The organism is Marinobacter adhaerens HP15, from assembly GCF_000166295.1.
Taxonomy (GTDB): domain Bacteria; phylum Pseudomonadota; class Gammaproteobacteria; order Pseudomonadales; family Oleiphilaceae; genus Marinobacter; species Marinobacter adhaerens.
The window spans coordinates 4,140,467-4,164,935 of the sequence record NC_017506.1 but is presented as its reverse complement, the minus strand read 5'-3'; the positions used below and the strand labels follow the sequence as shown (position 1 = coordinate 4,164,935).

The window sequence follows — 24,469 nt, the reverse complement described above, 5'->3', positions numbered from 1 at the left end:
CTCTGGCGAACCTAATCGATCTCGACCAGAACTTCTCCGGGCACCACACGATCACCCTTGGCAATAAACACGCCGGAAACCTTTCCGGCCGTGGTCGCCTTTACTTCGGTTTCCATCTTCATGGCCTCGATGATCAGCACCGGATCGCCGGCCTGAACCTCGTCACCTTCCTTCACCAGCACATCCACGATGTTGCCGGGCATGCTTGTGGTTACATGACCTTCCTTGGTGGCGGTGGCCCGGCCACCACTGGACCGCGCGCCCTCGCCGTCTTCTCCCAGCGAAGCCAGGTGGATTTCCTCCGGCACCCCATCGACGGTCATGTAGAAACGACGCTCATTCTCACCGGAGGGATTGGCGCCGGTGACGTGAATATCGTAGCTCTCACCATGAACCGTGATCTTGAATTTGCTGGAGACCGAGCCGCCCGACGAACCGGTGGGAATCGGCTCCAGGGGCTCCGGCTGCAGCGTACCGTCACGCCGCTGCTCAAGATACGCTTTGGCCTGATCCGGGAACATGGCGTACGTGAGCACATCCTCTTCGCTGGTGGCCAGTTCGCCCACCTGTTTGCGCAACTCGTCGAGTTCACGGGGGATCAGGTTAGCGGGGCGTTCTTCAATCAGATCCTCCTTGCCGACGGCGCGCTGCTGAAGCGATTTATCAACCGCAGCCGGCGCCTTGCCGTACCAGCCCTGGAGGTACTTCTTCACCTCGTTCGTGATGGACTCGTAGCGCTTGCCGGCAAGCACGTTGATCACCGCCTGGGTACCCACGATCTGGGAGGTGGGTGTTACCAGCGGCGGGTAACCAAGATCCTTTCGAACCCGCGGAATTTCCTCGAATACGTCCTGGATGCGATCCAGCGCGCCCTGTTCCTTCAATTGGTTGGCGAGATTGGACATCATGCCACCGGGCACCTGGGACAGGAGCACCGAGGTATCAACACCGTTATAGGCGCTCTCGAACTGGTGATACTTCTTGCGCACTTCCCGGAAATGGCGTGTGGCCTTGTCCAGCAGCTCCAGGTTCAGCCCGGTCTCCAGACCGGCATCGTGCAGCGCCGCCACCAGTGATTCCGTGGGCGGATGGCTGGTGCCGCCGGCAAAGGCCGACAGCGCGGTATCAATATGGTCAACGCCTGCTTCCATGGCCGCCCACTGACACATGGGCGCCATGCCCGAGGTGGCGTGGGAGTGCAGGAAAACGGGCAGATTGAGGGTCTGCTTCAACTTACCGACCAGCTCAGCAGTTACCGCCGGCGTGAGCAGCCCTGCCATGTCCTTGATCGCGATACTGTCCGCACCCATGTCAGCCATGGCCTTGGCCTGCTCCAGGTAGGCATCAGTGCCATGTACCGGACTCACGGTGTAGCAGATGGTGCCCTGTGCATGCTTGCCAGCCTTCTTGACCGCCTTGATGCTGGTTTCGAGATTGCGCACATCGTTCAGGGCATCAAAAATGCGGAACACATCCATGCCATTTTCGGCAGCCTTGGCCACGAATGCCTCAACCACGTCATCGCCATAATGGCGATAGCCCAGCAGGTTCTGGCCGCGCAGCAACATCTGCAGGCGGGTATTGGGCAGGGCCTTTCTCAGGGTCCGCAGGCGCTCCCAGGGATCTTCCTTCAGGAAACGCACACAGGCGTCAAACGTGGCACCCCCCCAGCACTCCAGGGACCAGTAGCCGGCCTGGTCTAGCCACTCGCAGGCCGGAAGCATGTCTTCCGTGCGCATCCGGGTGGCGATCAGAGACTGGTGGGCGTCCCTGAGAATAACGTCGGTAATATGAATCTTGCGCTTGGTCATTGGGATCTCTCCGATGTTCTTTTACAGGCCCGCCTGCGCCGCAATGGCTGCGGCAATGGCTGTGGCGATGGATTCCGGGCGGGTTTTGCTGCTGTACTCAAGCAATTGGGGGTTACGTTCCACAAAGCCGGTATTGAAGTCAGCGGCCTGGAAATCCGGGTGCTCGAGAATCTGCTTGTAATAGGGGATGGTGGTCTGGACGCCGTAAATGCCCATATCGCCGAGAGCACGGCGGGAGCGGGCAATCAGCTCGTCCCAGTCCATGGCCCAGACAATCAGCTTGGCGCACATGGAGTCGTAATACGGGGGAATCTCGTAACCGGTATACATATTGGCATCGGTGCGCACGCCCGGACCGCCGGCGGAATAGTAGCGGCTGATGCGGCCGAAACTCGGCAGAAAGCCGTTCTTCGGATCTTCGGCGTTGATGCGGAACTGGGCAGCAAAGCCCCGATAGGAGATGTCTTCCTGCTTGAGGCCCAGTGGTTCGCCGGCAGCGATCCGTATCTGCGCCTTGATGATATCCACCCCGGTGATTTCCTCGGTGATTGTGTGCTCAACCTGAACCCGGGTATTCATTTCCATGAAGTAAAAGCTGCCATCGTGGTCCAGCAGGAACTCGACGGTGCCGGCATTTACGTAACCACACTGCTTCGCCACCCGTTTGGCCAGATCGCCGATGTATTCGCGCTGACTTTCCTCAAGCTGCGGCGACGGCGCCAGCTCAATCAGCTTCTGGTTGCGGCGCTGGATCGAGCAATCCCGCTCGTAGAGGTGGACAACATTGCCATGGGTATCGGCAAGAATCTGGACCTCGATGTGACGGGGCTCGATGATGCACTTCTCAAGGAACACCTCGGCACTGCCAAAGGCTTTGGTGGCCTCGGAGATTACCCGCTCGAAGTTCTGGCGAAGCTCTTTTTCATTATCGCACCGGCGAATGCCTCGCCCACCCCCACCGGAGGTGGCCTTCAGCATCACCGGATAGCCGATATCGGCGGCCTGGACGACGGCATCCTCGACATCGGCCAGGTTGCCTTCAGAACCCGGCGTTACCGGGACACCCGCGGCAAGGGCCGTCTGGCGGGCCTGGGTTTTGTCGCCCATGGATGAAATAGCATTCGCCGACGGTCCCACGAACGTAATACCTCGCTGCTCACAAATCGCAGCCAGTTCCGCATTCTCCGACAGGAAACCATAGCCGGGATGCAGTGCATCGCAGCCGGTTTCCACCGCCATATTCACAATATGGTGGGGGTTCAGGTATCCCGACAGGGGGTCCTTGCTGATCTGATAAGCTTCGTCGGCTTTTTTGACGTGCAGGGAGTACTCGTCAGCCTCCGAATGAATAGCGACCGAGCGGATGCCCAGTTCGCTGCAGGCCCGGGCAATCCTGACCGCAATCTCTCCGCGATTGGCGATCAGCAGCTTCCGAATAGCCATGGAAAATCCTCCAGGTGATGGAAGTCGTTTAAATCGAAAGGTTGGTTCGAAGGGCAGGCACGCCCTTCAGTCAGCAAAAGCTCAGATGCCAGGTGGCGCCTGCGGCAGGACCGGAAAGCTGGCGCAATGCACCACGCCCGAATAGCCCCTGATGCCCGGAAGGACTCCGGCCGGGTGAAGACTGAAATCCCGCATGCGGTTGCCATGGGAAAGCCCTCCCTCCTGACCACCGTCGCTTGTCACATCCGACAATAACGGGCAGAAAGCCGCATCACAGGACAGGGGGGCTGGCGCAGTGTCCGAAGAATGGGTAGGCAATGAAACCAGGCCCAATGCCAGAATTATGAAGAGGCTTAACACCTGCGTCCGGCATTTTTGTTGGGCGTCCTGCATGGGCGTCCTTTGATGTGACTAAAGTCGTAGAGAGTGTCACGTGATTACGGCATCGGTTCAATACGGTTTTCTGGGTAATAAACATCGTTTTTTTCGATGCTTTCCCGGTTCCATGGGAATCATCGGCGCCCCGGGGAGCGCCGATGGCAGCTGCCAGACTAGAAGCCGCCTTTCACCACGTGGACGATCTCATAGAACTTGGTTGCCCGATGCTCCAGATCGATCGCCAGGTCCAGCCGCTGCAGAAGCTCTTCGGCACAGACCAGTCCCCGGAGATAGGAACGGGAAGGCTGATGCCGGTCGTCATCCAGCACAAGCAGATACCCTTCATGAACCTCACGGAATGTGCTGACCAGGTCGCCCACGGTTGCCGCCCGCAAATCCTGATAATGGATAGCCGGCAGCTCACTTATCGGGCGCATGATATCGCGAACCCGAACGTCCTTGAGGGGCACTCCCTGTCGATGGGCGACACTCATGGCCTTCTCGCCGTTCACATCTTCGATGGCCAGAATGCCCAGACAATCCCCCGCCTGGTTTTCCACCACCTTGAAAGACGTATCGGCAAGTCTCATCCACAACCTCGCCTCCGAAACGGACATATCGGAACTCAAAACGGACAGGCGCTGCTCGGAGAAGTCTGTCAGCAAGTGGACTGCCGAATCCTCGCTTCCTATATGAGACAGGGGTTTGGCGGTGGGTAACGCGCCGGTGCGTCCCAGATCCTGTACTGGCAATGCGTTGAATACACTGTTCATGGTAAACCTCGTGAATCTGAATTCAGGTTGGAGTTCCCTGTGTACACAGGGACAAATCCGTAATGGTCAGAGTTAAACGAGGCTGGGCGGGCCCTGGGGCAGCACCGGGTAGCTAAGCAGCCGGAGCGGTGGCTGAATGAAATCGAGGCTGGCCGAGAAGACAGCCCGGAAATCCCCCCCTGGGAACAGAAGGGGTGAGGTGATCGAAACAGATGCATCCGGCGACGAGGGGTCGCCGGTCCCGTCAACCGAGATCAGCGTGGGCGTCAGGTGATCGTCTAGTTGAGGATCCAGTGCCGGGTGGGACGAGCCATTGAGAAACACCACAAACAGGCCTGTGATCAGCACTGCCATGAGGCTGAATTGCAGGGTGCTTCTGTTAATGGAATAACTCGGCATATTCGGTGTCTGCTGTTGTTAGCTGAACGACTCGCCTTTTACAAACATATAGGCTTTTGTGCCCAATGCAAGCTCCAAACCGGGTTAAAACTACGCAATGTAATGCCGGGTTCCGGGAGAAACTCCTTCGGCAACGTTCGAACGTTCCTCCACTTTCAAGCTTTTTGGTTTCGCCTAGCGGTACACGCTTTTGCATTTTTATTGACATATACCCGCCTTTTCTTCGAATATGGGGATATTCTGCCATGCGGTATATGTTTTCGCTTTCCAGCAAGAGAGGCTATTCATGAACTTGAATTACACCACCGAGGAGCTCGCCTTCCGTGATGAGGTCCGCGCGTTCCTGGATAAAAAGCTGCCCGGGGATATTGCCGCCAAGGTCAAGGGGTTCCGCCGGCTTTCAAAGGAAGACCACCAGCGCTGGCAGAAGATTCTCAGCGAACAGGGCTGGTACGCCACCCACTGGCCGGAAGAATACGGCGGAGTGAACTGGAGCCCGGTCCAGAAACACATCTGGGATGAAGAATCCTCTCGCTATGGCGCGCCGCGTTCCGTGCCTTTCGGCGTCAACATGGTGGCGCCGGTCATTATCAAGTTTGGCACCGAAGAGCAGAAGCAGAGATACCTGCCAAGAATCCTGAGCGGAGAAGACTGGTGGTGCCAGGGCTATTCCGAGCCGGGGGCCGGTTCAGACCTGGCCTCGCTCAAGACCCGGGCCGTCCGCGACGGCGATCATTATATTGTGAATGGCCAGAAAACCTGGACCACCCTGGGCCAGCACGCCAACATGATTTTCTGCCTCGTGCGCACCAACACCGAAGTGAAGGCCCAGGAAGGCATCTCGTTCCTGCTGATCGACATGGACACCCCGGGCATTACCGTGCGTCCCATCATTACCCTGGATGGTGAGCACGAAGTGAATGAGGTGTTCTTCGAAGACGTGAAAGTGCCAGCAGAGAACCTGGTGGGCGAGGAAGACAAGGGCTGGACCTACGCCAAATATCTGCTGACCTACGAACGCACCGGTCTGGCAGGCATTGGCATTTCCAAGGCTGCACTGCAGCACCTGAAGGAACTGGCCACCCGGCGGGTGAAGAACGGTCGTCCACTGATTGAGGATGCGTCGTTTGGCCAGCGTATTGCCCAGGTCGAGATTGATCTGATGGCCGCGGCAATCAGCAATCTGCGCATCATCGCATCCGTGGAGGGCGGCGGCATGCCGGGAGCGGAAAGCTCCATGCTGAAGGTCCGCGGCACCGAAATCCGACAGACCATCAATGATCTGGCCCGCCGGGCAATTGGCCCCTACGCCATCCCCTTCGTGGAAGAAGAACTGGATCTGGACTATGACGGCGACTTCCTGTCGGACGAGAACGCCGCTCCGGTAGCGCCCCAGTACTTTAATAACCGCAAATTGTCGATTTTCGGCGGGTCCAACGAGATCCAGAAGAACATCGTGTCGAAAATGATACTCGGGCTTTAAGGAGGCGACCATGGATTTCCGACTGAACGAAGAGCAGCAGATGCTGCAGGACACCGTGGCCCGCCTGGTGCGCGGTGAGTACAGTTTTGAAAAGCGCCTGGAGTACAGTGAATCCGGGCTGGGCTTCAGCGCGGATTTCTGGAAACAGCTGGGTGAGCTGGGACTGACGGCCGTGCCATTCCCGGAAGAACTCGGGGGCTTTGGCGGAACTGGCGTTGAAGTGCAGAGCGTGATGACCGAACTGGGACGCGGCCTTTGCGTAGAGCCCTACCTGCAATCGGTCGTTCTGGGTGGCGGGCTTATCAGCCAGGCCGGCAACAGCGCCCAGCAGGAACAGTGGCTTGGTGGCATTGCCAGCGGCGAGATTCGAGCGGCTGTCGGGCTGCAAGAGCCTCAGAGCTTCTACAACCTGAACGACGTCGACACCCGGGCCGAGAAGTCTGATGACGGTTACGTGCTGAATGGCCGCAAGGCGGTGGTGATTGGCGGGCATTGTGCCGACGTGCTGGTGGTGTCGGCCCGAACCTCCGGCGACAGCCGCGATGCCGAAGGCATCAGCCTGTTCCTGATTCCGGCTGACGCGGAAGGCGTGGAGCGCCGGACCTACCCGACGATTGATGGCTCCAAAGGCTGTGACCTGTTCCTGAACAATGTCCAACTGGGCACCGACGCCCTGCTCGGAGACGAAGGCAAGGCGGCCGAAGTCATCGAATACCAGAGTGGGCGCGCTATTTCCGCGCTGTGCGGCGAAGCCGTGGGCGCCATGGAAGTGGCCTGCGACCTCACTCTGGAGTATCTCAAGCAGCGGAAGCAATTTGGCGTGCCCATCGGCAAATTTCAGGTGCTACAGCACCGGATGGTCGACATGATGTCCGAGCTGGAACAGGCCCGCTCCATGGCCATCCTGGCCGCGAGTGTTGCCGACGAGCCCCAGAGCGACGAACGGCGCCGGATTCTCGCTGCCGCCAAGAACGTGATCGGCCGCAGCGGCCAGTTCATCTCTGAACAGGGCATCCAGTCCCATGGCGGTATCGGCATGACCTGGGAGTACAACTTCGCCCACTATGCCAAGCGCCTGGTGATGATCAATCATCAGCTCGGCGACGACGACTTCCATCTTGAGCGTTATGCAGCGTTGTTAAAGTAAAGCGGATACCGCCACGAAGCGGAGATCCGGACCCCTCAAACCGATCTGCCTCCCCCGTTGAACAGACAGTAAACGGCGGGAGGCTGATCCTCCTGCCCCCTATTCTTGAGAGACGAGGAAAACAGGTTACAACCTGAAGCGATAGGAATAGGATAATAACTGACCACTCATTGAGACCGAGCAGACCGAATTAATGCCTTGAAAGCTTATTTATAAGCGATTTTATGTGCATTTAGAAACTTTGTCTGTTGGGAATTTTCTCTGTAATATCATTGTCTTGGAAACCGAGGCACACGATGAGTTTAGGTCAGGCAATCAGGCGTTTGAGAAAAGAGCGGGGAATGACGCTTGCGGATCTGGCAGAGCGTTGCGACTCTCATGTCGGTAACCTTTCCCGCATTGAACGGGACCAGGCAAGGCCAAGCCTTGAGCTGCTCTACCGCCTCGCCCAAGCGTTAAGCCTGTCACTCACCGACATTTTCTCGGTTGCCGAGAAGAAGCAACTGGATTCCGAGCAGGTCGCCCTGAACGCAACGTTCATTTCGCTGCTCGAACAGGATAGACAGCTGCTGCTGGAGTTTGCGCAACTGCTCCAGCGCCGGGCTTCTCAGCCTATGGGCTCGGTGTATGTTAACCGGGACCCGTTACCGGCCGATAGTGCCCGCTCCAATGCAACGGAAAGTGACGAGGAACAACCCTCAGGCTGAGTGAGTTACAACCAGAACAGTCAGCTCTTTTCCTTCCATTCCTCCTCCTGCAAGGCCCGCCACATCAGCTTGCCCGTCGGTGACTTCGGCAACTGGTCTACAAAGTCGATCATGGTCGGCACCTTGTAGGTCGCCATCTGTTCCTTGCACCAGGCAATGATGTCCCCAGCCGAGGTCTGGCCCTCGGCTTCCGGCGTCAGAACAATGCAAGCCTTCACCGTCTCACCCCGCTTGGGGTCCGGCGCGGAAATGATACAGACCTCGTGTATCGCCGGATGCCGGTACATCATCCCTTCAACTTCTGATGGCCATACCTTGTAGCCCGAGGCGTTGATCATCCGCTTGACGCGATCAACCATGAAGAAATAGCCGTCTTCGTCGTAATAGCCCAGATCGCCGGTCCGGAAGAATTGCTTGCCGTCGATTTCCACAAACGCCGCCTCGGTTTCCGACGGCCGGTTCCAGTACCCCCTGGTTACCTGGGGCCCACAGGAAACAATCTCCCCGGTCTCGCCCGGACCTTTCTCCTCCAGCGTATCGACATCAATAATCCGGCTATCGACATCGAAAACGGGAATGCCCAGGCACTGGGATTTGGGGTGGGCATTGGGATTAATATGCGTGGCTGCCATGGTTTCCGAGAGGCCGTAGCCCTCGATGTAGTCCAGCCCGGTCATCCGCTTGAGCTTTTCGGCCACGGCAGAAGGCATTGTGGCCCCGCCGCCGCCAATCATGTTGAGGCTGCTCAGATCGTATTGGCCAATATCGGGGTTTGAGAGAAAATCCACCGCCATGGTGACGATGTTGGTCCAGCCGGTCACTTTGTAGCGTTCGATCAGCCGTGATGCGGTGGTTCGGTCCCAGCGCGTCATGATCACGGAGGCCGCGCCCGCGGCTATGGGGCCATTCATCGAACCCGTCATGCCGGTAACGTGGAAAAACGGCAGGGTGGCGAGCTGAACGCTGTCCGGTGTGGTCAGGTTCCAGAATATCCGGTGGATAGCCGTGGCCATCACCGACCGGTGGGTGTGCATACACCCTTTCGGCGCACCGGTTGTGCCGGAACTGTAGGGAATCACCGCCAGGTCATCCGGCGTGGCCGTGTGAGGGCCCGGTGCGTATCCGGCCGCCATGGCCACTTCCCAGGTAACAACGCCAGGCAGGTCCCGAGACCAGACCGGCGCCGCCACTTCCGCAGGAAGGTCCAGATCTGTCTCGGGATCAATGTAGGTGCTGTAGGAAGCCACCACCACCTGGTCAAGATTGCTGTCGCCGATCATGGGCGCAATAAAGCCAGCCAATTCCTGCCCCGCCAAACAAACCGTGGCTCCGGTATCGGCAATAAAGTGCTCGAGTTCCGCCGAGCGGTTCATCGGATTCACCGGTATCACCACGGCATCGGCCCGCAGGATGGCGTAGTAGGAGATCACATACTGGGGAGAGTTCTGCATGTACAGCAGCACCCGGTCCCCTTTCTTCACGCCCTGCTCCTGCAGGTAACCCGCCAACGTCTCGACTTCCTCATTGAGACGCCGGTAGGTGATCGGCGCGTCGTAGAAAATAATGGCGGTATGGTCCGGGTAGCGCCGCGCCGAAATCTCCAGGTTGGTGTAAACACTGGTTTTCGGAAGCGTCATGGTTTTCGGCAGTTCTTTGGGCCAGACCTTGTAGTGACGATCAAACATCTTGTTATTCTCCAGGGTAAATCTGATATCTCAGGACGTCGCACCTTCGCAGGCAATCTTCCACCCGGTGTCCGCCAGCAGGCTCGCCCGCTTGCCAACTTCCAGGGCGTTGGCGTTTGCGGCATTGCCATCCAGCGCCCGCTTGTAGACGCCCTGCAAAATCGCCGCGAGGCGGAACAACGAAAACGCCAGATACACATGCCAGTCTTCAATGCCTTCTCGTCCCGTCTTCTCGCAGTAGCGGCGGATAATGGCCTGCTCGTCCGGAAGGCCCAGCGCCTCAAGGTTTTCACCCTGTAATCCGCGCATACCCTCCATGTCGGCGGGCAGGTAAAAGGGCAGGCAAAAATAGGCCAGATCGGCCAGAGGATGACCCAGGGTGGACAGCTCCCAGTCCAGAATGGCGATCACCGCCGGTCGGTCTGGTGCCAGCATCAGGTTGCCGAAGCGGTAATCTCCGTGGGCGATGGCAGTTTCATCCTTCGCCGGGAGGTGTTCCGGCAACCACGCCATCAGTTTGTCCATGGCGGGCAGGTCATCGGTTTTCGAGGCCAGGTACTGTTTGCTCCAGCGCGCTACCTGACGCGCCACGTAGCCTTCCGGCCTTCCGTAGTCACCCAGGCCAACGGCGGTCACGTCCACTGAATGCAGCACCGCCAGGGTATCGATGGCAGAGTAATACGCCGGCAGCCGATCGCGATGGTTCAGATCCCGCAACGCTGAATGGGTGATGATGCGCCCGTCCAGATAGTCCATCACGTAAAACGGTGTGCCGATCACCTCGGTGTCTTCACACAGCACCCGAACGTTGGGCACCGGCATGTCTGTGTGTTCGCCCAGAGCGTGCATGACCTTGTATTCCCGCTCGACCATGTGAGCTGACGGCAAGGTTTTCCCCGGCGGCTTTTTGCGCAGTACATAGCGTCCGCTGTCGGTTTTCAGCAGGAACGTGGGGTTGGACTGGCCACCCTGGAATTGCCTGACCTCCATTCGACTACCAAATTCCGGCAGCGACTTCTGTAGCCAGGCCAAGAGCCGGGGCTCGTCGAACTTGTGGGCCGGGAGAACATCTACCAGCTCTGGTCTTGTTGTCATAACATCAATGGCCTTCGTTTTTGGGGCAGCGGCCGGCGGGCAGGGGTGATCTTTCTTCCGGAAAAAAGCAACTCGCTTCGCTCAGACATCTTTTTTCCTGCAGAAAGACCACCCCAACCCACCGGCCTCGGCATACCTTCGTTGGGCTTGCCCTAACAAATGGTTTCTCCGCCATCAGCGACGATTACCTGTCCGGTGATGTAGGCACTGGCTTTAGTAGACAAAAACACGGCCAGGCCGGCGATATCCACCGGATCACCAATTCTGCGTAGTGGGGTTCTATCTTCCGCTTGTTTTGCGCGTTCCGGGTCTTCCCAGAGTGCTCTGGCGAAGTCCGTTTTGATCAGACCCGGCGCGATGCTGTTGATGCGAATTCCCTTTGGTCCCCACTCCACCGCCAGATTACGGGCCAGAGCCGCTTCGGCGGCCTTGGATACACCGTAGGTGCCAATCACCGTGTTGCCTCGGAGGCCTGCAATGCTGGAGAGCAGAACGACCGCACCCTCGCCTTTTTCCGCCATCTGGGGCAGCACCATGTTGGTCAGCCAGAAGGTGCTTTTGACGTTGGTGTCCATGATCTTGTCCCAGGCGTCGTCGGTCATTTCTGCCGTGGGTCCGTAGACCGGGTTGGTGGCGGCGTTGCACACCAGTACATCGATGCTGCCCCAGGCTTCGTTGGTCTTCTTTACCAGGTTCTGCAGGTCTTCTTTCCTGCCCACGTGACAGGGAATGGCCATGGCCTCGAAGCCCTGCGCCTTGAGTTCCTCCGCCATCTGCTCACAGGCCTCGGCCTTTCGGCTGGAGATAACCACTTTCGCGCCACACACGGCCATTTCCCCGGCGATGGCGCGGCCGATTCCTTTGGTGGAACCGGTAATCACCGCGACTTTGCCGGTCATATCAAACAATGGATTGTTCATCGTCGGGTCCTCGCGCACTGTCTCAGAGGTGATCGATTCAGCGATACTGCCGAAGCTCCATCTTGGCGATGGAATCCATGTGCACTTCGTCCGGCCCGTCCGCCAGCCGAAGCGTCCGAACCTTGGCCCAGGCCTCGGCCAGGAAGGTGTCCTGGGAAACCCCTGCACCACCGTGCACCTGAATGGCCCGATCGATGACCTTCAAGGCCATGCTCGGTGCAATCACCTTGATCATGGCGATTTCCTGACGGGCCACCTTGTTGCCGACGGTGTCCATCATGTGCGCGGCTTTCAGGGTCATCAGGCGGGCCTGTTCGATCTCCATACGGCTGCGGGCGATGTCCTTGCGGATGGAGTCGAACTCCGAGAGCTTCCGGCCAAAGGCCTCACGGGCGTTGGCGCGTTTGCACATGAGCTCCAGGGCACGTTCCGCAACGCCGATGGTTCGCATGCAGTGATGAATACGGCCCGGCCCGAGCCGGCCCTGGGCAATCTCGAAACCACGGCCTTCGCCCAGCAGCATGTTGCTGGCCGGCACCCGCACGTTGTCGTAGTGAATTTCCGCGTGGCCGTGTGGCGCATGATCGTAGCCAAACACATGCAGCGGGCGGATCATCTTCACACCGGGCGCATCCAGGGGCACAAGAATCATGGACTGCTGCTTGTGCTTCTCGGCATCAGGATCGGTTTTGCCCATGACAATGGCAATTTTCGAATCCCGGGTCATGGCGCCGGAAGACCACCATTTACGACCGTTGACCACGTACTCGTTACCCTCGCGGCGGATTTCGCAGGCGATGTTGGTGGCGTCTGAAGATGCCACGTCCGGCTCGGTCATGGAGAAGCAGGAGCGGATTTCGCCATCAAGGAGCGGCTTCAGCCATTGTTCCTGCTGCTCCGCATTGCCGTAGCGGGCAATCGTCTCCATGTTGCCGGTATCGGGCGCCGAGCAATTGAAGACCTCGGGGGCCATGGCCGAACGGCCCATGATTTCGCAGAGGTGGGCGTATTCGAAATTGCTGAGGCCTGCACCGAATTCGCTGTCAGGCAGAAACAGGTTCCACAGGCCGGCGGCTTTGGCCTTCTGCTTCAGTTCTTCAATAATGGGGACCGGCGCCCACCGGTCCTCGGCATCTTCGATCTGTCGATGGTGGGCCTCTTCGTTCGGGTAGATGTGGGCAGCCATGAATTCGTTTAGCTCAGACTGCAGCTGTTTTGCCCTGTCAGACAGCTCGAACATTGCCGTTTCCTCTTGTTGTTGTGGTTCGTGACCGCCATCAAACCGGCAATCACCCGTTCAGATCGGGACGCCTTCCGGCCCTTCGCTGCCGGAGCGAATGCGGAACGTGGCCTCGGCAATTGCCAGAAGGTTGCCCTTGTCGTCATGCACCTCACCGGTACTGTTAAAGATCCGGCGCCCTCCGGCGCGTTTTCGGCCGGTTACCCGAATCACGCCCTCGGAACACTGGCCGGTAAACGTGGTGGAAAGCGAAAGGGTGACTGCCTTGCGCATCCGGCCCGGAAAGGGACAGTAGGTACCTGCCTGCGCCATGGTGATGTCCAACAGAGACGTCAACACACCACCATGAATAACACCGCCAAGATTCAGATGCCCGGGCAGAAGCTCAAGCTCGATGACCGCTTCGTTTTCTTCCCAGGAGGCCTGGCGGTAGCCAAGCAGGCTGTGGAAGCCGGGCAGATCCTGCCCGTGGATAATATGGCGGTTTTCCTCACTCATCAGACATTCATTCCAGGTGGGCCAGGCGGCTCATGTGGTCTTTGTAGTACTGTTGTTTTCGTAATTTGTCACGCCTTACGGTTTTGAGTCAATATATTTGAAAGGTTGTTTCATCTAGTAAAACAGGATGGATGAAGATCGACGAAAAATGAAAAAGACAACGAGTAGCGGGCCGAACTTTCTCGCTACCAACGCCGCTCACCACCCCCCGTGAGCAGACGTCAGGCACTGATAACGCAGCTCCTGGCGGCGGTGGAAACCGGTCTTGTGAACTACCCTTGAACCACGGGCCACTGCAAATTCGAACGACAAACATCCTATTGCAAAGCCCCGATGTTGTGATAGATTCAGAGAATAAAATTCACCCTGCAGTTATGAGTTCTGCACAGTGAAACAAAAAGCAAAGCCACTACAACAATGAACGAGGCAAGCTCATGAAACTCTTTGCTACTGCTCGCAAGACTCTGACGGTGTATGCGTCAGCACTTACCCTCGGTATTAGCGCCGCGCTATCAGCAGCACCCGCTGCCGCCCAGGACACCTTTACCTGGAAGGTCCAGTCCCACTGGCCCGGCTCCAGCAGCTCCTACACAGACAGCCTTGGCCGCATCAAACGTGTTCTGGAAGAGCGTACTGATGGCCGCCTGAAACTACAGCTTTACGAGGCGGGCGCCCTGTTCAAGGCCAAGGAAACCTTCAACGCCGTCAGCCGAGGCATCCTGGAAATGGGCACGATTTCGCCATCCTACGCCCAGGACAAGGTTTCCCTCGCAGGCATTGCCTCCGGTCTGCCATTTGCCTTCCGCAATGTCTGGGAAGCCGCCTACTTCCACCAGAACATGGGTTTCGAGCAGATGCTCCGTGACGAGGCCGCAGAGCATGGCGTTTACTGGGCCACCGACAAGGTGTATCCGACGGAAATGGTGGTCAAGAAGCCGATCGAGAGCTGGGAGGACTTCACCAGCCTCAAGATCCGCTCCTCCGGCGCTTTGCAAACCTTCCTGACCGAAGCAGGCGCAGCCGCCTCTTACATTCCGGGCAGCGAACTTTACTCGGCTCTGGACTCCGGCATTGTGGACGGGGCGCACTGGGGTGCGGCGCAGGGTGCCTACAGCATGGGCCTGTATGAAGTTGCCAAATACCATGTGCAGCCTGCCCTGAACATTGCCGGCACTGACGTGATCATCGTTAGCCAGAAGGCTCTGGACAAGCTGCCCGAAGACATGCAGGACATCGTCAAGGATGCCCTCAATGAGCAGTTCTGGATCCGCACCAACGAGTACCAGTACAAGGAGCGCATTACCCTGGCCAAGGCCATCGAAGAACAGGGTGTGCAGCTCAATGTGCTGCCGGACGAAGTCCAGGACAAGCTGGTTGCCACGGCCCAGGCGATGTGGGACGAGGAAGGCAAACGTAGCGAAAACGCCAAGAAGGCATTGGACATGCTGAAAGGCTACCTGGCCGACCTCGGCTACCTCTGATCAGCCGTTGCTCTGACCAAGGCCGGGGTTCTTGACCCCGGCCTTTCTGTCCCGGAACCAAACCAGTATCCCGTGGGAGATTGCCGTGAGTGTGATGATCGCCGCATTCATGAGAGGGGTTACCCGTCTCAATGATTTTATCGGCCGGTGGGTCGCCCTTCTGATCTTCGCGATGTTCGCGTTCCTGCTGCTGGAAGTGGGGTTCCGTTACCTGTTCAATTCCCCGACGGTCTGGACCAATGAACTGACCCAGATGCTCTTCGGCATATATGCCGTGATGTCGGGCGGCTACATCATGGCCCACCGGGGCCACGTCAACGTGGACCTGCTGCATTCACACCTGAGACCACGCAAGCGCGCAGTCCTGGATATTGTGACCTCCCTGGTGTTCTTTATTTTCACGCTGGCCCTGCTGTGGTTCGGAATCGACATGGCCCAGGAATCCATGTCCAGCTGGGAAACCTCCTATTCGGCCTGGAACCCGCCCATCTGGCCAGTAAAACTGGCCATCCCCATCGGCACCGCACTGCTGGTTCTGCAGGGGCTGGTGAAACTGCTTGAAGACATAGCCGTGGCGTTCAACCTGGATTACTACACGCCCGAAGAGTCCGAGTCAGAAGGAGAGCAGCTGTGAGCATTGAAGCCCTGACGCTCCTGTTCTTCGGTTCGCTGCTGTTTTTCCTGCTGCTGGGCCTGCCGCTGGCGTTCGTCCTGGGCGGTGTTTCGGTGGTGTTCCTGTATTTCACCTGGGGCTTCGACTCCTTCTACATGGTCGCCTCCCAGATCTGGGGCACCATGGGCAGCTTTACGCTGGTCGCCATTCCACTGTTCGTCTTCATGGCCATGATCCTGGAGCGCACAGGCGTAGCCCGGGACCTGTACCGCATGATGCATCTCTGGTGTGGCGGACTGAGAGGCGGCCTGGCCCTCGGCACCCTTGGAATCTGCGCGGTGTTTGCTGCCATGGTGGGCATTAGCGGTGCGGCTGTGGTTGCCATGGGCACCATCGCACTGCCGTCGATGCTTGAGCGGGGCTATGACAAGAGCATGGCTCTGGGCGTTATCAATACCGGCGGTGGCTGGGGCATCCTGATTCCTCCCAGCATCCTTATGATTCTCTACGCCCTGATCACTGGTGTTTCCGTTGGCAAGATGTTCGCCGCCGGTATCATGCCGGGCGTGCTTCTGATGGTGCTGACCGCTATCTACATCATTGTGCGCTGCCACCTGCAGCCGGAACTGGCCCCGGCGCTGCCAAAAGAAGACCGGGGCACCTGGCCGGAAAAATTCCGTGCCCTGCGCGCGGTGTTGCTGCCAATCGGCGTCGTCGTGATGGTTCTGGGCTCCATTATCGGCGGTATCACTACCCCGACGGAAGCCGCTGCCATGGGTGTTCTGGGCGCCCTGATATCGGCGGCGGTGTACCGGCAGTTCAAGTGGAGCATCCTGAAGGAAGCTGCCATCCGCACGTTCAAGCTTACCGGCATGATCATGTGGATCCTGTTTGCCGCCCATGCCTTCAGCGCCGCCTACCAGAGCATGGGCGCCCAGGAACTGATCGAAGGCCTGATGAACATGGTCCCCGGTGGCCCCTGGGGCATCATCATCGCCATGATGGTGATCGTGTTCCTGCTGGCCATGGTGCTGGATCCGGTAGGCATCATGCTGATCACCCTGCCGGTGTTCATGCCGATTGTGGAGTCCCTGGGCTTCGATCCGATCTGGTTCGGCATCCTGTTCGTGATCAACATGGAAATCGGCTATATGACGCCACCCTTCGGCTTCAACCTGTTCTATCTGAAGGGCATCGTGCCACCGTCAATCACCATGAAGGACATCTACAAGTCGATCATCCCCTTCGTGATTGTGGAGATTGTCGGCATCATTCTGATCATGGTGTTTCCGGAGATTGCCACCTGGCTGCCGGACCTGTTGTTCTGAACATGACCTGAAAGCAAAGTTGCCAGCCAAAGCGGGTAAGCGCTAATCTCGTGGGACTTCCGGACAAAGGAACCGGAAGCCCACACAAGGAGAACAGCCATGCATAACCCGCAACGAGAGCCGATGCTGGCATTGAACAGCGTCATCCTCACAGTCTTTTTCTTCCTGCTTCCTCTACTCCCTGCCCAAAGCCAGGCCGACACCCTTTCCGATCAGCGAGTGGCCTCGTTTATCGAAAGCGTTCGGGCTGCACAAACACTGGCACCGGAATTCGAGGAGCTGGAGCGTCAGATGGACAACCAGAACGAAAGCACCATGCCGGATTTCTCCCGGATCGTGTCGGAATCCCTGGAGCAGATGAAGGGCCATGAAGCCTATGGCCGCCTCGAAGACGTGGTGCAGGATCACGGCTTCGACAGCCTGGAATCCTGGGGTGCCACCGGAGACCGGGTGTTCCAGGCCTGGATGGCCATCGAAATGGCAGAGCAGAAGCCGGCCGCCAGGCAGGAGATGGAAGCCGCGCTCGCCGAGATGGAAAACAGCCCTCACATGACGGCCGAACAGAAAGCCCAGATGCGGGCCATGATGGAGGGTGCGATGGGCGCCATGCAAAGCGCGAGCAACGCTCCGGCGGCAGATATCGAGGCGGTGCGTCCCCACGTAGAGGCGCTGAGACAGCTAGGCGAGGAGTAGGAAGCAGCCACCGGAAAACAGAAAGCCCGGCAAGATCACTTGCCGGGCTTTTTCATTGCCAGGTTTCATTCAACCGTGATGTGGATACCTTTGCTCAGGACATCAGGTTGTAGAAAAAGACGATGGCAACTGCGATAGGAGTCACGAACCGGATCAGGTTGTACCAGAGGGTAAAGGCTCCTCCCTGAAGTGCCAGATCGGATTTCAGCGACTCTTTGGCCACGAACCAGCCGACAAATACTGCCGTCAGCAAACCGGAGAGCGGCAGCAGTACGTTGGCTGTGAAGAAGTCCAGCAGGTCAAAGATGGTCTTGCCTTCGAAGCGCTCAAACATAGCGAGCGGCGCGACGTCGGCCCAGACATTCAGCGACAGAATCGAAGCAATGCCCAGCGCCCAGCAGAGCACACCGACAAGGATGGAACTGCCTGTACGGGCCAGGCTGGTTTTTTCCTCAACCCACTCAACTACCGGCTCCAGCAGGGAAATACCGGAGGTCCAGGCGGCGAACAACAGCAGGATAAAGAACAGGGTGCCAAACAGGCCGCCCATGGGCATATTGCCAAATGCCAGCGGCAGGGTCTGGAAAATCAGTCCGGGGCCGGCACCGGCTTCCAGGCCGTTGGCAAACACCACCGGGAAAATGGCCAGGCCGGCCAGGAGCGCGACAACGGTATCCATGATGGCCACGCTGACAGCGGTGCGGCCAATGGACACATCCCGCCCCAGATAGGAACCGTAAGCCATCATGATGGCCATACCGAGGCTCAAGGTAAAGAAGGCGTGGCCAAGGGCGATCAGAACCCCGTTGATGGTCAGGGCACCAAAATCCGGCGTAAACAGGAAGCTGACGGCCTCACCAAAATGGCCTGTCGTGGTGGCATAACCTACCGCCACCAGAAGCAACAGAAACAGGGCCGGCATCAGGATGGTAACGGCCCGTTCCAGGCCTCCTTTCAGTCCCTGGGACACCACCAGAATAACCAGCGCCATGAAGATCGTGTGCCAGAGCAGCAGCTGCCCGGGGCTGGCCAGCAGGCCGCCGAACAACTCACCGATGGAGTCTGCGGTGCCACCCGTAAAGTCGCCCATGGCGGCATGTCCCACATAGGACGCCGCCCAGCCGCCGATCACCGAGTAGAAAGAGAGGATCACAAAGGCCGCGATCATCCCGATGATGGCCGAGATCCGCCAGCCCGGCGCGCTGAGGTTGCGCTCTGCCACCAGGCGCATGCTGGTGATGGGGTTATGTCGGCCATTCCGGCCGATAAACACTTCCGCCATCATGATGGGGATACCGATCACTGCGATACACAGCAGATAAACCAGCACGAAGGCGCCACCACCGTTTTCGCCGGTAACGTAGGGGAACTTCCAGATATTACCGAGACCGACGGCCGAACCGGTTGCCGCCAGAATAAACGCCAACCGGGAAGACCAGAGACCACGAGCGGCCACTGAACCGTTGCCCGAAACCGAGTTGGACTGAGTCATGTTGTGTTCCTGTGCTTTTGGCTGAGGAATGTCTTCAAAAAGGGATAGCCACGGCGTTGCCGGGGCAATTGGGGCGGGATTCTGCCAGCACTGGCGCGTCGATGCCAGTGCTGGCGCCCTCCCGGTCCGGATTGGTCCGGCGGGAGGAAAAGGAAGCTAAAGCTAACTAGCCGTTTTTGCTGATAAACCTGGCTATCAGGTCTTTCAGGCCGCGGGACATGGCGCTGAGGCGGTCACTGCTCTGCTTGGCGGAGTCGGCCTGGGCATCACTGTGATCGGCCAGCTCGGCAATATTGGTGATCTGGCGATTGATCTCGTCGGACACCTGGCTCTGCTCCTCAAAGGCCGCAGACATACTGATAAAGCTGTCGGAAATGGTCTGGATCGAGGTCACGATATCGCGCAGCGAGTTCTCGGCCTCCCGCACCTTTTCAAGGCCCTGACCGGCAACAGCCTCACCGTCCCGGGTTGCCTGGACCGCCGAGTCCACCTGCTGACGGAAATCATCGATCACGTTCTGGATTCGCACGGTGGATTCCCGGGTCCGGCGGGCCAGTGAGCGCACCTCATCCGCTACCACCGCAAAACCCCGGCCCTGCTCACCGGCACGCGCCGCTTCGATAGCCGCGTTCAATGCCAGAAGGTTGGTTTGCTCGGCAATCTCGGAAATCAGGTTGGCGGCTTCACCGATGCTGTTGGTGGACTCACCCAGCTTGCTGATCGTCGAACCAATACCATTTACGCGGGTTACCAGCTCTTCAATCGCAACCAGCGCTTCGGCGCTCCGGTCGCTGCCCACACCCGCAAGACGATTGGCCTCCTCGGCTTCACGGGCGTTACTGGTCACCGACTCGGCCACTTCCTGGATTGAGGCGGTCATTTCATTGATGGCCGAGGCCGTCTGGTCGGTTTCCGCCCGCTGCCGGGCGATTGCCGCCGCGCCATCGCTGATATAGCCGTGAGAAGCCCGCGCCTGCTCGTAGAGCAGTTCTGCCTGGTCATCAATCCGCGCCAGGGCCGTACGAACCCGGGCCTCTTCACTGACCAGCAACAGCGACAGCTGCGAGAACAGTCCGCGTTCGTCGCTGTAGGTACGGGCAACAATGGGATCCCGGAAGGCATCTGGGCGAAGGTCCAGCAGCTTGCGCAAGCGAGCGGCCAGGGAGTTGAACACGAGGCCGAACCCTAGCGCGTGACCCATAACAATCAGGCCTGCTGCCAACCAGGGTTGGTTGATCTTGAGGGCACCAAGGCTGAGTACCAGCGACACCAGGAATGGCCAGCCGGAACGGAGCATCGACAAGGCACGATTGCTGAAGGATGAGGTCATCTTCCCGGCAGAGATCTTGGAATACAGCCGTTCGGCCCTGGCGATCTGCTCGCGGGTCGGCTCGACCCGAACCGACTCGAAGCCCACCATCTGGCCGTTCTCACGGATCGGCGTAACGTAAGCACTGACCCAGTAATGGTCGCCGCTCTTCGCCCGGTTCTTCACCACACCCATCCAGGCCTTGCCGGCCTTCAGGTAATCCCACATATCCTTGAATACGGCCTGGGGCATGTCCGGATGGCGGATTATGTTGTGAGCCTGGCCAACCAGTTCTTCCCGGGAGAAACCGCTGATTTCCACAAACTCTTCGTTGCAGTAGGTGATCACCCCTCTCAGGTCCGTGGTGGTAATCAACCGACCGCCTTTCCGCATTTTTACTTCACGCTGGGTTACCGGGAGATTCTTGCGCATAAACGGACCTTCTGACTCGGGGCTGACCACGGGGATAAACATGGGCAAACAAGGGTAAGCCCCGATGAATATCATTGATATTCATCAAAGGTTACCTTGCGTATGTGGAGTGTAACGGCAGAGGTTCGCGGAACCTTAGTGCGTGCAGTTACTTATGTCGTAACCGCCAGCCGGGCCCGGGGATGGAAGCGGGCGTTTACCCAGAGGGAGAAGGCAATCACGCCACCGCCAATCGCCAGCCTCAGCAAATCGGCATCGCGATTCCAGATCAGCAGGTTGACGATCAGGCCTGCAGGCACCAACGCATTGTTCATGATAGCCAGGGTGCCGGCGTCAACCACACAGGCACCGCGATTCCACAGGAACAGACCCAGGCCGGAGGCAGCAAGCCCCAGCCATGCCAGGATGCCCCACTGTACCGGTGTGGTCGGCAGCTTCTCGGCATTGCCGAATATCAGGAAGGACGGCAACGCAATAATCAGGGCGCCAAAGAAGAAATAGCCGAAGGTTCGGTAGCCCGGCAGATCACTCTGGTAGTGTTGCATCACGTGCTTGTAACCTACCTGGCCGGCTGCAAAGGTAAAATTCGCCACCTGCAGCAAAAGGAAGCCGGTAATGAAGTCCTCACTGAGCCCGTCGTAGCGTATGATACCCGCCCCGACAGTTGCGATGGCTGCAGCCAGGAGCGCCACCGGTGAAAACCGGCGAAACAGGGCGTCATCAAGCAGGGTCACATACAGCGGAGTGAAAATCGTGAACAGCAGGACTTCCGGGACGGTCAGGTAGCTAAAGGACCGGTACAGACAGAGGTAGGTAATCCCGAACTGTAGCATGCCGGTAACCAGAATACCCAGCTTCTGTCCGGAAGCCACGCCCCGCCAACGGGTGAACGGCAGAAAGACCAGGGCACCGAGCAGCACACGGCTGAGCACCGCAAAATCGCTGTCCACCTGGCCGGCCAGAAATTCGCCGATCAGACTGAATGAAAACGCCCACAGAACGGTAACAAAAACCAGAAGTCCCATCGCCACTGCCATCTGTTGTGATCAAGGCGCGTACTTTAACGGTTTTCGGAGAAACTTGCAGTGCAGAAACACGGGATAAAACCCCATGGATGAGATCCACCAGCCATTACCGGAACCCCGCCAGCCGCTGGTCACCAGAACACTGACAGAGTGGCGAACCCTCGCCATTCTGGGCGGGCCGATCCTGATCGCCCAACTGGCCCAGATGGCCAACGGCGTGATCGATACCATCATGGCCGGCCACGCGAGTGCCGAGGATCTTGCGGCAGTGGGTATTGGTAGCAGCCTGTGGATGCCCCTGTTCCTGTTTTTCATGGGCATGCTGGGGGCACTGCAGCCCATTATTTCCGGCTACAACGGTGCCCGGGAGGTGGGGAAAATCATGCCTGCAACCTGGCAGGGGCTCTACCTGGCCGCCGCCGGATCCGTGATCATGATCCTGCTGCTGACCCACGTGCACCCGGTGCTGGCGCTTCTGAACCTGGAGGCCAATACCGCACGTATCACCCAGGGCTACCTCAACGCCTTCGCCTGGGGCATCCCGGCGCTGCTGTTAATGACGGCACTACGGGGCCTGACCGATGGCCTCGGGCACACCCGCGTGATCATGGCATTCTCTGTACTCAGCACACTGATCAATCTGCCGATGAACTACATCTTCATCTACGGCAAGTTGGGGCTACCTGCGATGGGCGGTGTCGGTTGTGGCTGGGCCACATCCATTTCCAACGGTGTCGCGGCAGCGGCACTGCTCGTGTATCTGAACCGAAGCCGGGTTTACCGTCAGTTTCACCTGATTGCCGATTGGGTGAAGCCGGACCTGGCAGGCATGCGCTACATCCTCGGCATCGGCGTGCCCATCGGCTTCACCATCTTTGTCGAGGCCAGCCTGTTCTCGGTCATTGCTCTGTTTCTGGCACCCCTTGGCCCGGTGGTGGTGGCCGGGCACCAGATTGCCCTGAACGTGGTATCTCTACTGTTCATGCTGCCGTTGAGCATCGGTATGGCGCTGACTCTCCGGGTCAGCTTCCTTATCGGTGCCCGGGCGCCCGCCACCGCACGCCTCATCTCCCGAAGTTCACTGATTCTGGCGGCTGCTACAGCGCTGGTTTTTGCAATACTACTGTTTGTGTTCTCCCGGGAGATCGCTGCGCTCTATACCAGTGATACCGAGGTACAGGCGGTCACCGTGAGGCTTCTGATGTTTGCGGCCCTGTTCCAGATTGCCGATGTTATCCAGGTAACCTGCATCAGCGCCTTGCGGGGTTACAAGGACACCCGGATTCCGATGTTTATCATGCTGTTTTCATTCTGGGGCGTCGGCATGCCACTGGGGTATGTACTGACGTTCATGGACTGGCTGGTGCCGGCCATGGGCGCAGCCGGCTTCTGGGTAGGCCTCACAGGGGGCCTAGCCTCTGCCAGCATTCTGCTGGGGTGCAGACTCTTTCTGTTTGCTCCCAATAGCGGTCAGGCCGTTTCGGCTGCAAGCTCCGGCGTGCGCTGAGCATCGGCAAATACGACACAATCCCGGCCAGCTTCCTTGGCCTCATAGAGTGCCGCATCCGCCCGGGCCAGCCAGCTATCAACGCTCTCGCCATGCTCGAGCAGTGCCACGCCGAACGACGCCGTCACCGAACCGCCGGGGTGCTTCATGTATTTGCGCAGCACCTGTTGCAGGTTGTTCATCACGGCCTTGAGGCCAATGCCATCGACACCCGGCAGGAGCAGTACGAATTCTTCGCCACCGTACCGGAACAGCTGGTCTGACTTGCGGGTGTTCTGTTTCAGCAGCGCCACCAGATCGGTCAAGACACCATCGCCCACGCCATGGCCATGCTCATCGTTGATCTTCTTGAAATGATCGATATCCAGCATGACCAGGGCATAGGGCAAACCGGTACGCTCGGCATTCGCTGCCGCCAGATCCAGCTCCTGATCCATTGAGCGCCGGTTCTTGATGCCGGTCAGCGGATCGATCGTTGCCAGATGCTCCAGACGCTCCCGCTGATCGTGGTTCCTGTGGGCAAAGACGTAGGCGCAGGCACTGACCACAAAGGCCGTTGAAGCAAACGACCACATCTGGACATCAGAGCGGAAAGCCCCACCATGAACCATCAGAGCAATGACCGAGACAATGTTCAGGGCTACCGCAATCCTGGGATTAACAAGAAAGAAGGTAGTGACAAGACACGGGTATAACCAGAACAGTCCCGGCTCGCCTACCACAATGCCCACGACGACCGCGCCGCCACAAGCAACACTGGCGACAACCACGCCACTTCGTCGCGTGTCCCCGGTTACCCATGCATAGACCAGCGCAGAGCAGATACCGAGAAGAATCGTTGTATCCACCAGTCCGGCCAGCAGATTGCCCTGCAGGTAGCGCATCACGGCAAATGGAGTAATCCCCAGAAACGCGCTCACCCCCAGCAGGGTGATGATCGATAATCGGAAATCGGTCTTGAGGCGATGGAGCATTTAGCGTTTTCGTCCGACAAAAGTACTATCCAGAAT

Annotated in this window: 21 protein-coding genes; 8 read left to right on the top strand and 13 right to left on the bottom strand. The window is 58.5% G+C overall.

Annotated features, from left to right (window positions below; translation table 11 throughout):
* Nucleotides 1-11 precede the first annotated feature (11 nt).
* From oadA to HP15_RS19410, 4 genes are all read right to left on the bottom strand, one after another.
* Nucleotides 12-1,811: a sodium-extruding oxaloacetate decarboxylase subunit alpha gene (gene oadA, locus HP15_RS19425; RefSeq protein ID WP_014579054.1), complete on the bottom strand. Its 1,800-nt coding sequence runs from the start codon at nucleotides 1,809-1,811 to the stop codon at nucleotides 12-14.
* 21 nt (nucleotides 1,812-1,832) lie between these two features.
* A complete protein-coding gene (locus HP15_RS19420; protein ID WP_014579053.1) occupies nucleotides 1,833-3,254 on the bottom strand; it encodes an acetyl-CoA carboxylase biotin carboxylase subunit in 1,422 nt (473 codons plus the stop codon).
* Between the two features lie 551 nt (nucleotides 3,255-3,805).
* Nucleotides 3,806-4,405 (bottom strand): CBS domain-containing protein, encoded by a 600-nt coding sequence (locus HP15_RS19415; protein WP_014579051.1) that lies wholly within the window; start codon nucleotides 4,403-4,405, stop codon nucleotides 3,806-3,808.
* Between the two features lie 72 nt (nucleotides 4,406-4,477).
* Nucleotides 4,478-4,804: a hypothetical protein gene (locus HP15_RS19410; protein ID WP_041645919.1), complete on the bottom strand. Its 327-nt coding sequence runs from the start codon at nucleotides 4,802-4,804 to the stop codon at nucleotides 4,478-4,480.
* Nucleotides 4,805-5,090: 286 nt separating this feature from the next.
* On the opposite strand from HP15_RS19410, the gene HP15_RS19405 reads away from it, so the two are divergent.
* From HP15_RS19405 to HP15_RS21750, 3 genes are all read left to right on the top strand, one after another.
* Nucleotides 5,091-6,287 carry an acyl-CoA dehydrogenase family protein gene (locus HP15_RS19405; RefSeq protein WP_014579048.1) on the top strand — a complete coding sequence of 399 codons (1,197 nt, stop codon included), beginning with the start codon at nucleotides 5,091-5,093 and terminating at the stop codon, nucleotides 6,285-6,287.
* A 10-nt stretch (nucleotides 6,288-6,297) separates the two neighbouring features.
* Nucleotides 6,298-7,434 (top strand): acyl-CoA dehydrogenase family protein, encoded by a 1,137-nt coding sequence (locus HP15_RS19400; protein WP_014579047.1) that lies wholly within the window; start codon nucleotides 6,298-6,300, stop codon nucleotides 7,432-7,434.
* A 296-nt stretch (nucleotides 7,435-7,730) separates the two neighbouring features.
* Complete coding sequence (locus tag HP15_RS21750) at nucleotides 7,731-8,141, top strand: helix-turn-helix domain-containing protein (RefSeq protein WP_081449856.1); 411 nt, start codon at nucleotides 7,731-7,733, stop codon at nucleotides 8,139-8,141.
* Between the two features lie 20 nt (nucleotides 8,142-8,161).
* Here HP15_RS21750 and HP15_RS19390 read toward each other — a convergent pair whose 3' ends face one another.
* From HP15_RS19390 to HP15_RS19370, 5 genes are all read right to left on the bottom strand, one after another.
* On the bottom strand, nucleotides 8,162-9,826 hold the full coding sequence (locus tag HP15_RS19390; protein WP_014579045.1) for a long-chain fatty acid--CoA ligase: 1,665 nt from the start codon (nucleotides 9,824-9,826) through the stop codon (nucleotides 8,162-8,164).
* A gap of 30 nt (nucleotides 9,827-9,856) precedes the next feature.
* The gene (locus HP15_RS19385) at nucleotides 9,857-10,921 is read right to left on the bottom strand and encodes a phosphotransferase (protein WP_014579044.1); all 1,065 of its coding nucleotides are present in this window, start codon (nucleotides 10,919-10,921) and stop codon (nucleotides 9,857-9,859) included.
* A 152-nt stretch (nucleotides 10,922-11,073) separates the two neighbouring features.
* The gene (locus tag HP15_RS19380) at nucleotides 11,074-11,841 is read right to left on the bottom strand and encodes an SDR family NAD(P)-dependent oxidoreductase (RefSeq protein WP_014579043.1); all 768 of its coding nucleotides are present in this window, start codon (nucleotides 11,839-11,841) and stop codon (nucleotides 11,074-11,076) included.
* Between the two features lie 37 nt (nucleotides 11,842-11,878).
* Complete coding sequence (locus HP15_RS19375) at nucleotides 11,879-13,081, bottom strand: acyl-CoA dehydrogenase family protein (protein WP_014579042.1); 1,203 nt, start codon at nucleotides 13,079-13,081, stop codon at nucleotides 11,879-11,881.
* A gap of 57 nt (nucleotides 13,082-13,138) precedes the next feature.
* A complete protein-coding gene (locus HP15_RS19370) occupies nucleotides 13,139-13,579 on the bottom strand; it encodes a PaaI family thioesterase (protein WP_014579041.1) in 441 nt (146 codons plus the stop codon).
* A gap of 434 nt (nucleotides 13,580-14,013) precedes the next feature.
* On the opposite strand from HP15_RS19370, the gene dctP reads away from it, so the two are divergent.
* From dctP to HP15_RS19350, 4 genes are all read left to right on the top strand, one after another.
* Nucleotides 14,014-15,060 carry a TRAP transporter substrate-binding protein DctP gene (dctP, locus tag HP15_RS19365; RefSeq protein ID WP_014579040.1) on the top strand — a complete coding sequence of 349 codons (1,047 nt, stop codon included), beginning with the start codon at nucleotides 14,014-14,016 and terminating at the stop codon, nucleotides 15,058-15,060.
* A 94-nt stretch (nucleotides 15,061-15,154) separates the two neighbouring features.
* Nucleotides 15,155-15,694 carry a TRAP transporter small permease subunit gene (locus HP15_RS19360; RefSeq protein WP_041646454.1) on the top strand — a complete coding sequence of 180 codons (540 nt, stop codon included), beginning with the start codon at nucleotides 15,155-15,157 and terminating at the stop codon, nucleotides 15,692-15,694.
* Nucleotides 15,691-17,001 carry a TRAP transporter large permease gene (locus HP15_RS19355; RefSeq protein ID WP_014579037.1) on the top strand — a complete coding sequence of 437 codons (1,311 nt, stop codon included), beginning with the start codon at nucleotides 15,691-15,693 and terminating at the stop codon, nucleotides 16,999-17,001. The genes HP15_RS19360 and HP15_RS19355 overlap by 4 nt, the downstream gene beginning before the upstream one ends.
* Nucleotides 17,002-17,100: 99 nt before the next feature.
* Nucleotides 17,101-17,694 carry a hypothetical protein gene (locus HP15_RS19350; RefSeq protein ID WP_227499671.1) on the top strand — a complete coding sequence of 198 codons (594 nt, stop codon included), beginning with the start codon at nucleotides 17,101-17,103 and terminating at the stop codon, nucleotides 17,692-17,694.
* Between the two features lie 94 nt (nucleotides 17,695-17,788).
* On the opposite strand, the gene HP15_RS19345 is transcribed toward HP15_RS19350, so the two are convergent.
* The 3 genes from HP15_RS19345 to HP15_RS19335 form a co-directional block, all read right to left on the bottom strand.
* Entirely contained in the window at nucleotides 17,789-19,186 is a 1,398-nt protein-coding gene (locus HP15_RS19345) for a sodium-dependent transporter (RefSeq protein WP_014579035.1), read from the bottom strand.
* 166 nt (nucleotides 19,187-19,352) lie between these two features.
* Entirely contained in the window at nucleotides 19,353-20,927 is a 1,575-nt protein-coding gene (locus HP15_RS19340; protein ID WP_041646451.1) for a methyl-accepting chemotaxis protein, read from the bottom strand.
* Nucleotides 20,928-21,079: 152 nt separating this feature from the next.
* Nucleotides 21,080-21,952, bottom strand: a complete 873-nt coding sequence (locus tag HP15_RS19335) for a carboxylate/amino acid/amine transporter (protein WP_041646450.1) — start codon at nucleotides 21,950-21,952, stop codon at nucleotides 21,080-21,082.
* An 85-nt stretch (nucleotides 21,953-22,037) separates the two neighbouring features.
* Between HP15_RS19335 and HP15_RS19330 the strand changes: the two genes are divergently transcribed.
* On the top strand, nucleotides 22,038-23,459 hold the full coding sequence (locus HP15_RS19330; protein ID WP_014579032.1) for an MATE family efflux transporter: 1,422 nt from the start codon (nucleotides 22,038-22,040) through the stop codon (nucleotides 23,457-23,459).
* On the opposite strand, the gene HP15_RS19325 is transcribed toward HP15_RS19330, so the two are convergent.
* Nucleotides 23,423-24,433, bottom strand: a complete 1,011-nt coding sequence (locus HP15_RS19325; RefSeq protein WP_014579031.1) for a GGDEF domain-containing protein — start codon at nucleotides 24,431-24,433, stop codon at nucleotides 23,423-23,425. The two genes, HP15_RS19330 and HP15_RS19325, sit on opposite strands and share 37 nt — an antisense overlap.
* Nucleotides 24,434-24,469 lie beyond the last annotated feature (36 nt).

Bases quoted from the DNA above. Each gene is read 5' to 3' on its own strand.
- oadA (WP_014579054.1), bottom strand. From the start codon at position 1,811: ATGACCAAGCGCAAGATTCATATTACCGACGTTATTCTCAGGGACGCC.
- HP15_RS19420 (WP_014579053.1), bottom strand. From the start codon at position 3,254: ATGGCTATTCGGAAGCTGCTGATCGCCAATCGCGGAGAGATTGCGGTC.
- HP15_RS19415 (WP_014579051.1), bottom strand. From the start codon at position 4,405: ATGAACAGTGTATTCAACGCATTGCCAGTACAGGATCTGGGACGCACC.
- HP15_RS19410 (WP_041645919.1), bottom strand. From the start codon at position 4,804: ATGCCGAGTTATTCCATTAACAGAAGCACCCTGCAATTCAGCCTCATG.
- HP15_RS19405 (WP_014579048.1), top strand. From the start codon at position 5,091: ATGAACTTGAATTACACCACCGAGGAGCTCGCCTTCCGTGATGAGGTC.
- HP15_RS19400 (WP_014579047.1), top strand. From the start codon at position 6,298: ATGGATTTCCGACTGAACGAAGAGCAGCAGATGCTGCAGGACACCGTG.
- HP15_RS21750 (WP_081449856.1), top strand. From the start codon at position 7,731: ATGAGTTTAGGTCAGGCAATCAGGCGTTTGAGAAAAGAGCGGGGAATG.
- HP15_RS19390 (WP_014579045.1), bottom strand. From the start codon at position 9,826: ATGTTTGATCGTCACTACAAGGTCTGGCCCAAAGAACTGCCGAAAACC.
- HP15_RS19385 (WP_014579044.1), bottom strand. From the start codon at position 10,921: ATGACAACAAGACCAGAGCTGGTAGATGTTCTCCCGGCCCACAAGTTC.
- HP15_RS19380 (WP_014579043.1), bottom strand. From the start codon at position 11,841: ATGAACAATCCATTGTTTGATATGACCGGCAAAGTCGCGGTGATTACC.
- HP15_RS19375 (WP_014579042.1), bottom strand. From the start codon at position 13,081: ATGTTCGAGCTGTCTGACAGGGCAAAACAGCTGCAGTCTGAGCTAAAC.
- HP15_RS19370 (WP_014579041.1), bottom strand. From the start codon at position 13,579: ATGAGTGAGGAAAACCGCCATATTATCCACGGGCAGGATCTGCCCGGC.
- dctP (WP_014579040.1), top strand. From the start codon at position 14,014: ATGAAACTCTTTGCTACTGCTCGCAAGACTCTGACGGTGTATGCGTCA.
- HP15_RS19360 (WP_041646454.1), top strand. From the start codon at position 15,155: ATGATCGCCGCATTCATGAGAGGGGTTACCCGTCTCAATGATTTTATC.
- HP15_RS19350 (WP_227499671.1), top strand. From the start codon at position 17,101: ATGCATAACCCGCAACGAGAGCCGATGCTGGCATTGAACAGCGTCATC.
- HP15_RS19345 (WP_014579035.1), bottom strand. From the start codon at position 19,186: ATGACTCAGTCCAACTCGGTTTCGGGCAACGGTTCAGTGGCCGCTCGT.
- HP15_RS19340 (WP_041646451.1), bottom strand. From the start codon at position 20,927: ATGCGCAAGAATCTCCCGGTAACCCAGCGTGAAGTAAAAATGCGGAAA.
- HP15_RS19335 (WP_041646450.1), bottom strand. From the start codon at position 21,952: ATGGGACTTCTGGTTTTTGTTACCGTTCTGTGGGCGTTTTCATTCAGT.
- HP15_RS19330 (WP_014579032.1), top strand. From the start codon at position 22,038: ATGGATGAGATCCACCAGCCATTACCGGAACCCCGCCAGCCGCTGGTC.
- HP15_RS19325 (WP_014579031.1), bottom strand. From the start codon at position 24,433: ATGCTCCATCGCCTCAAGACCGATTTCCGATTATCGATCATCACCCTG.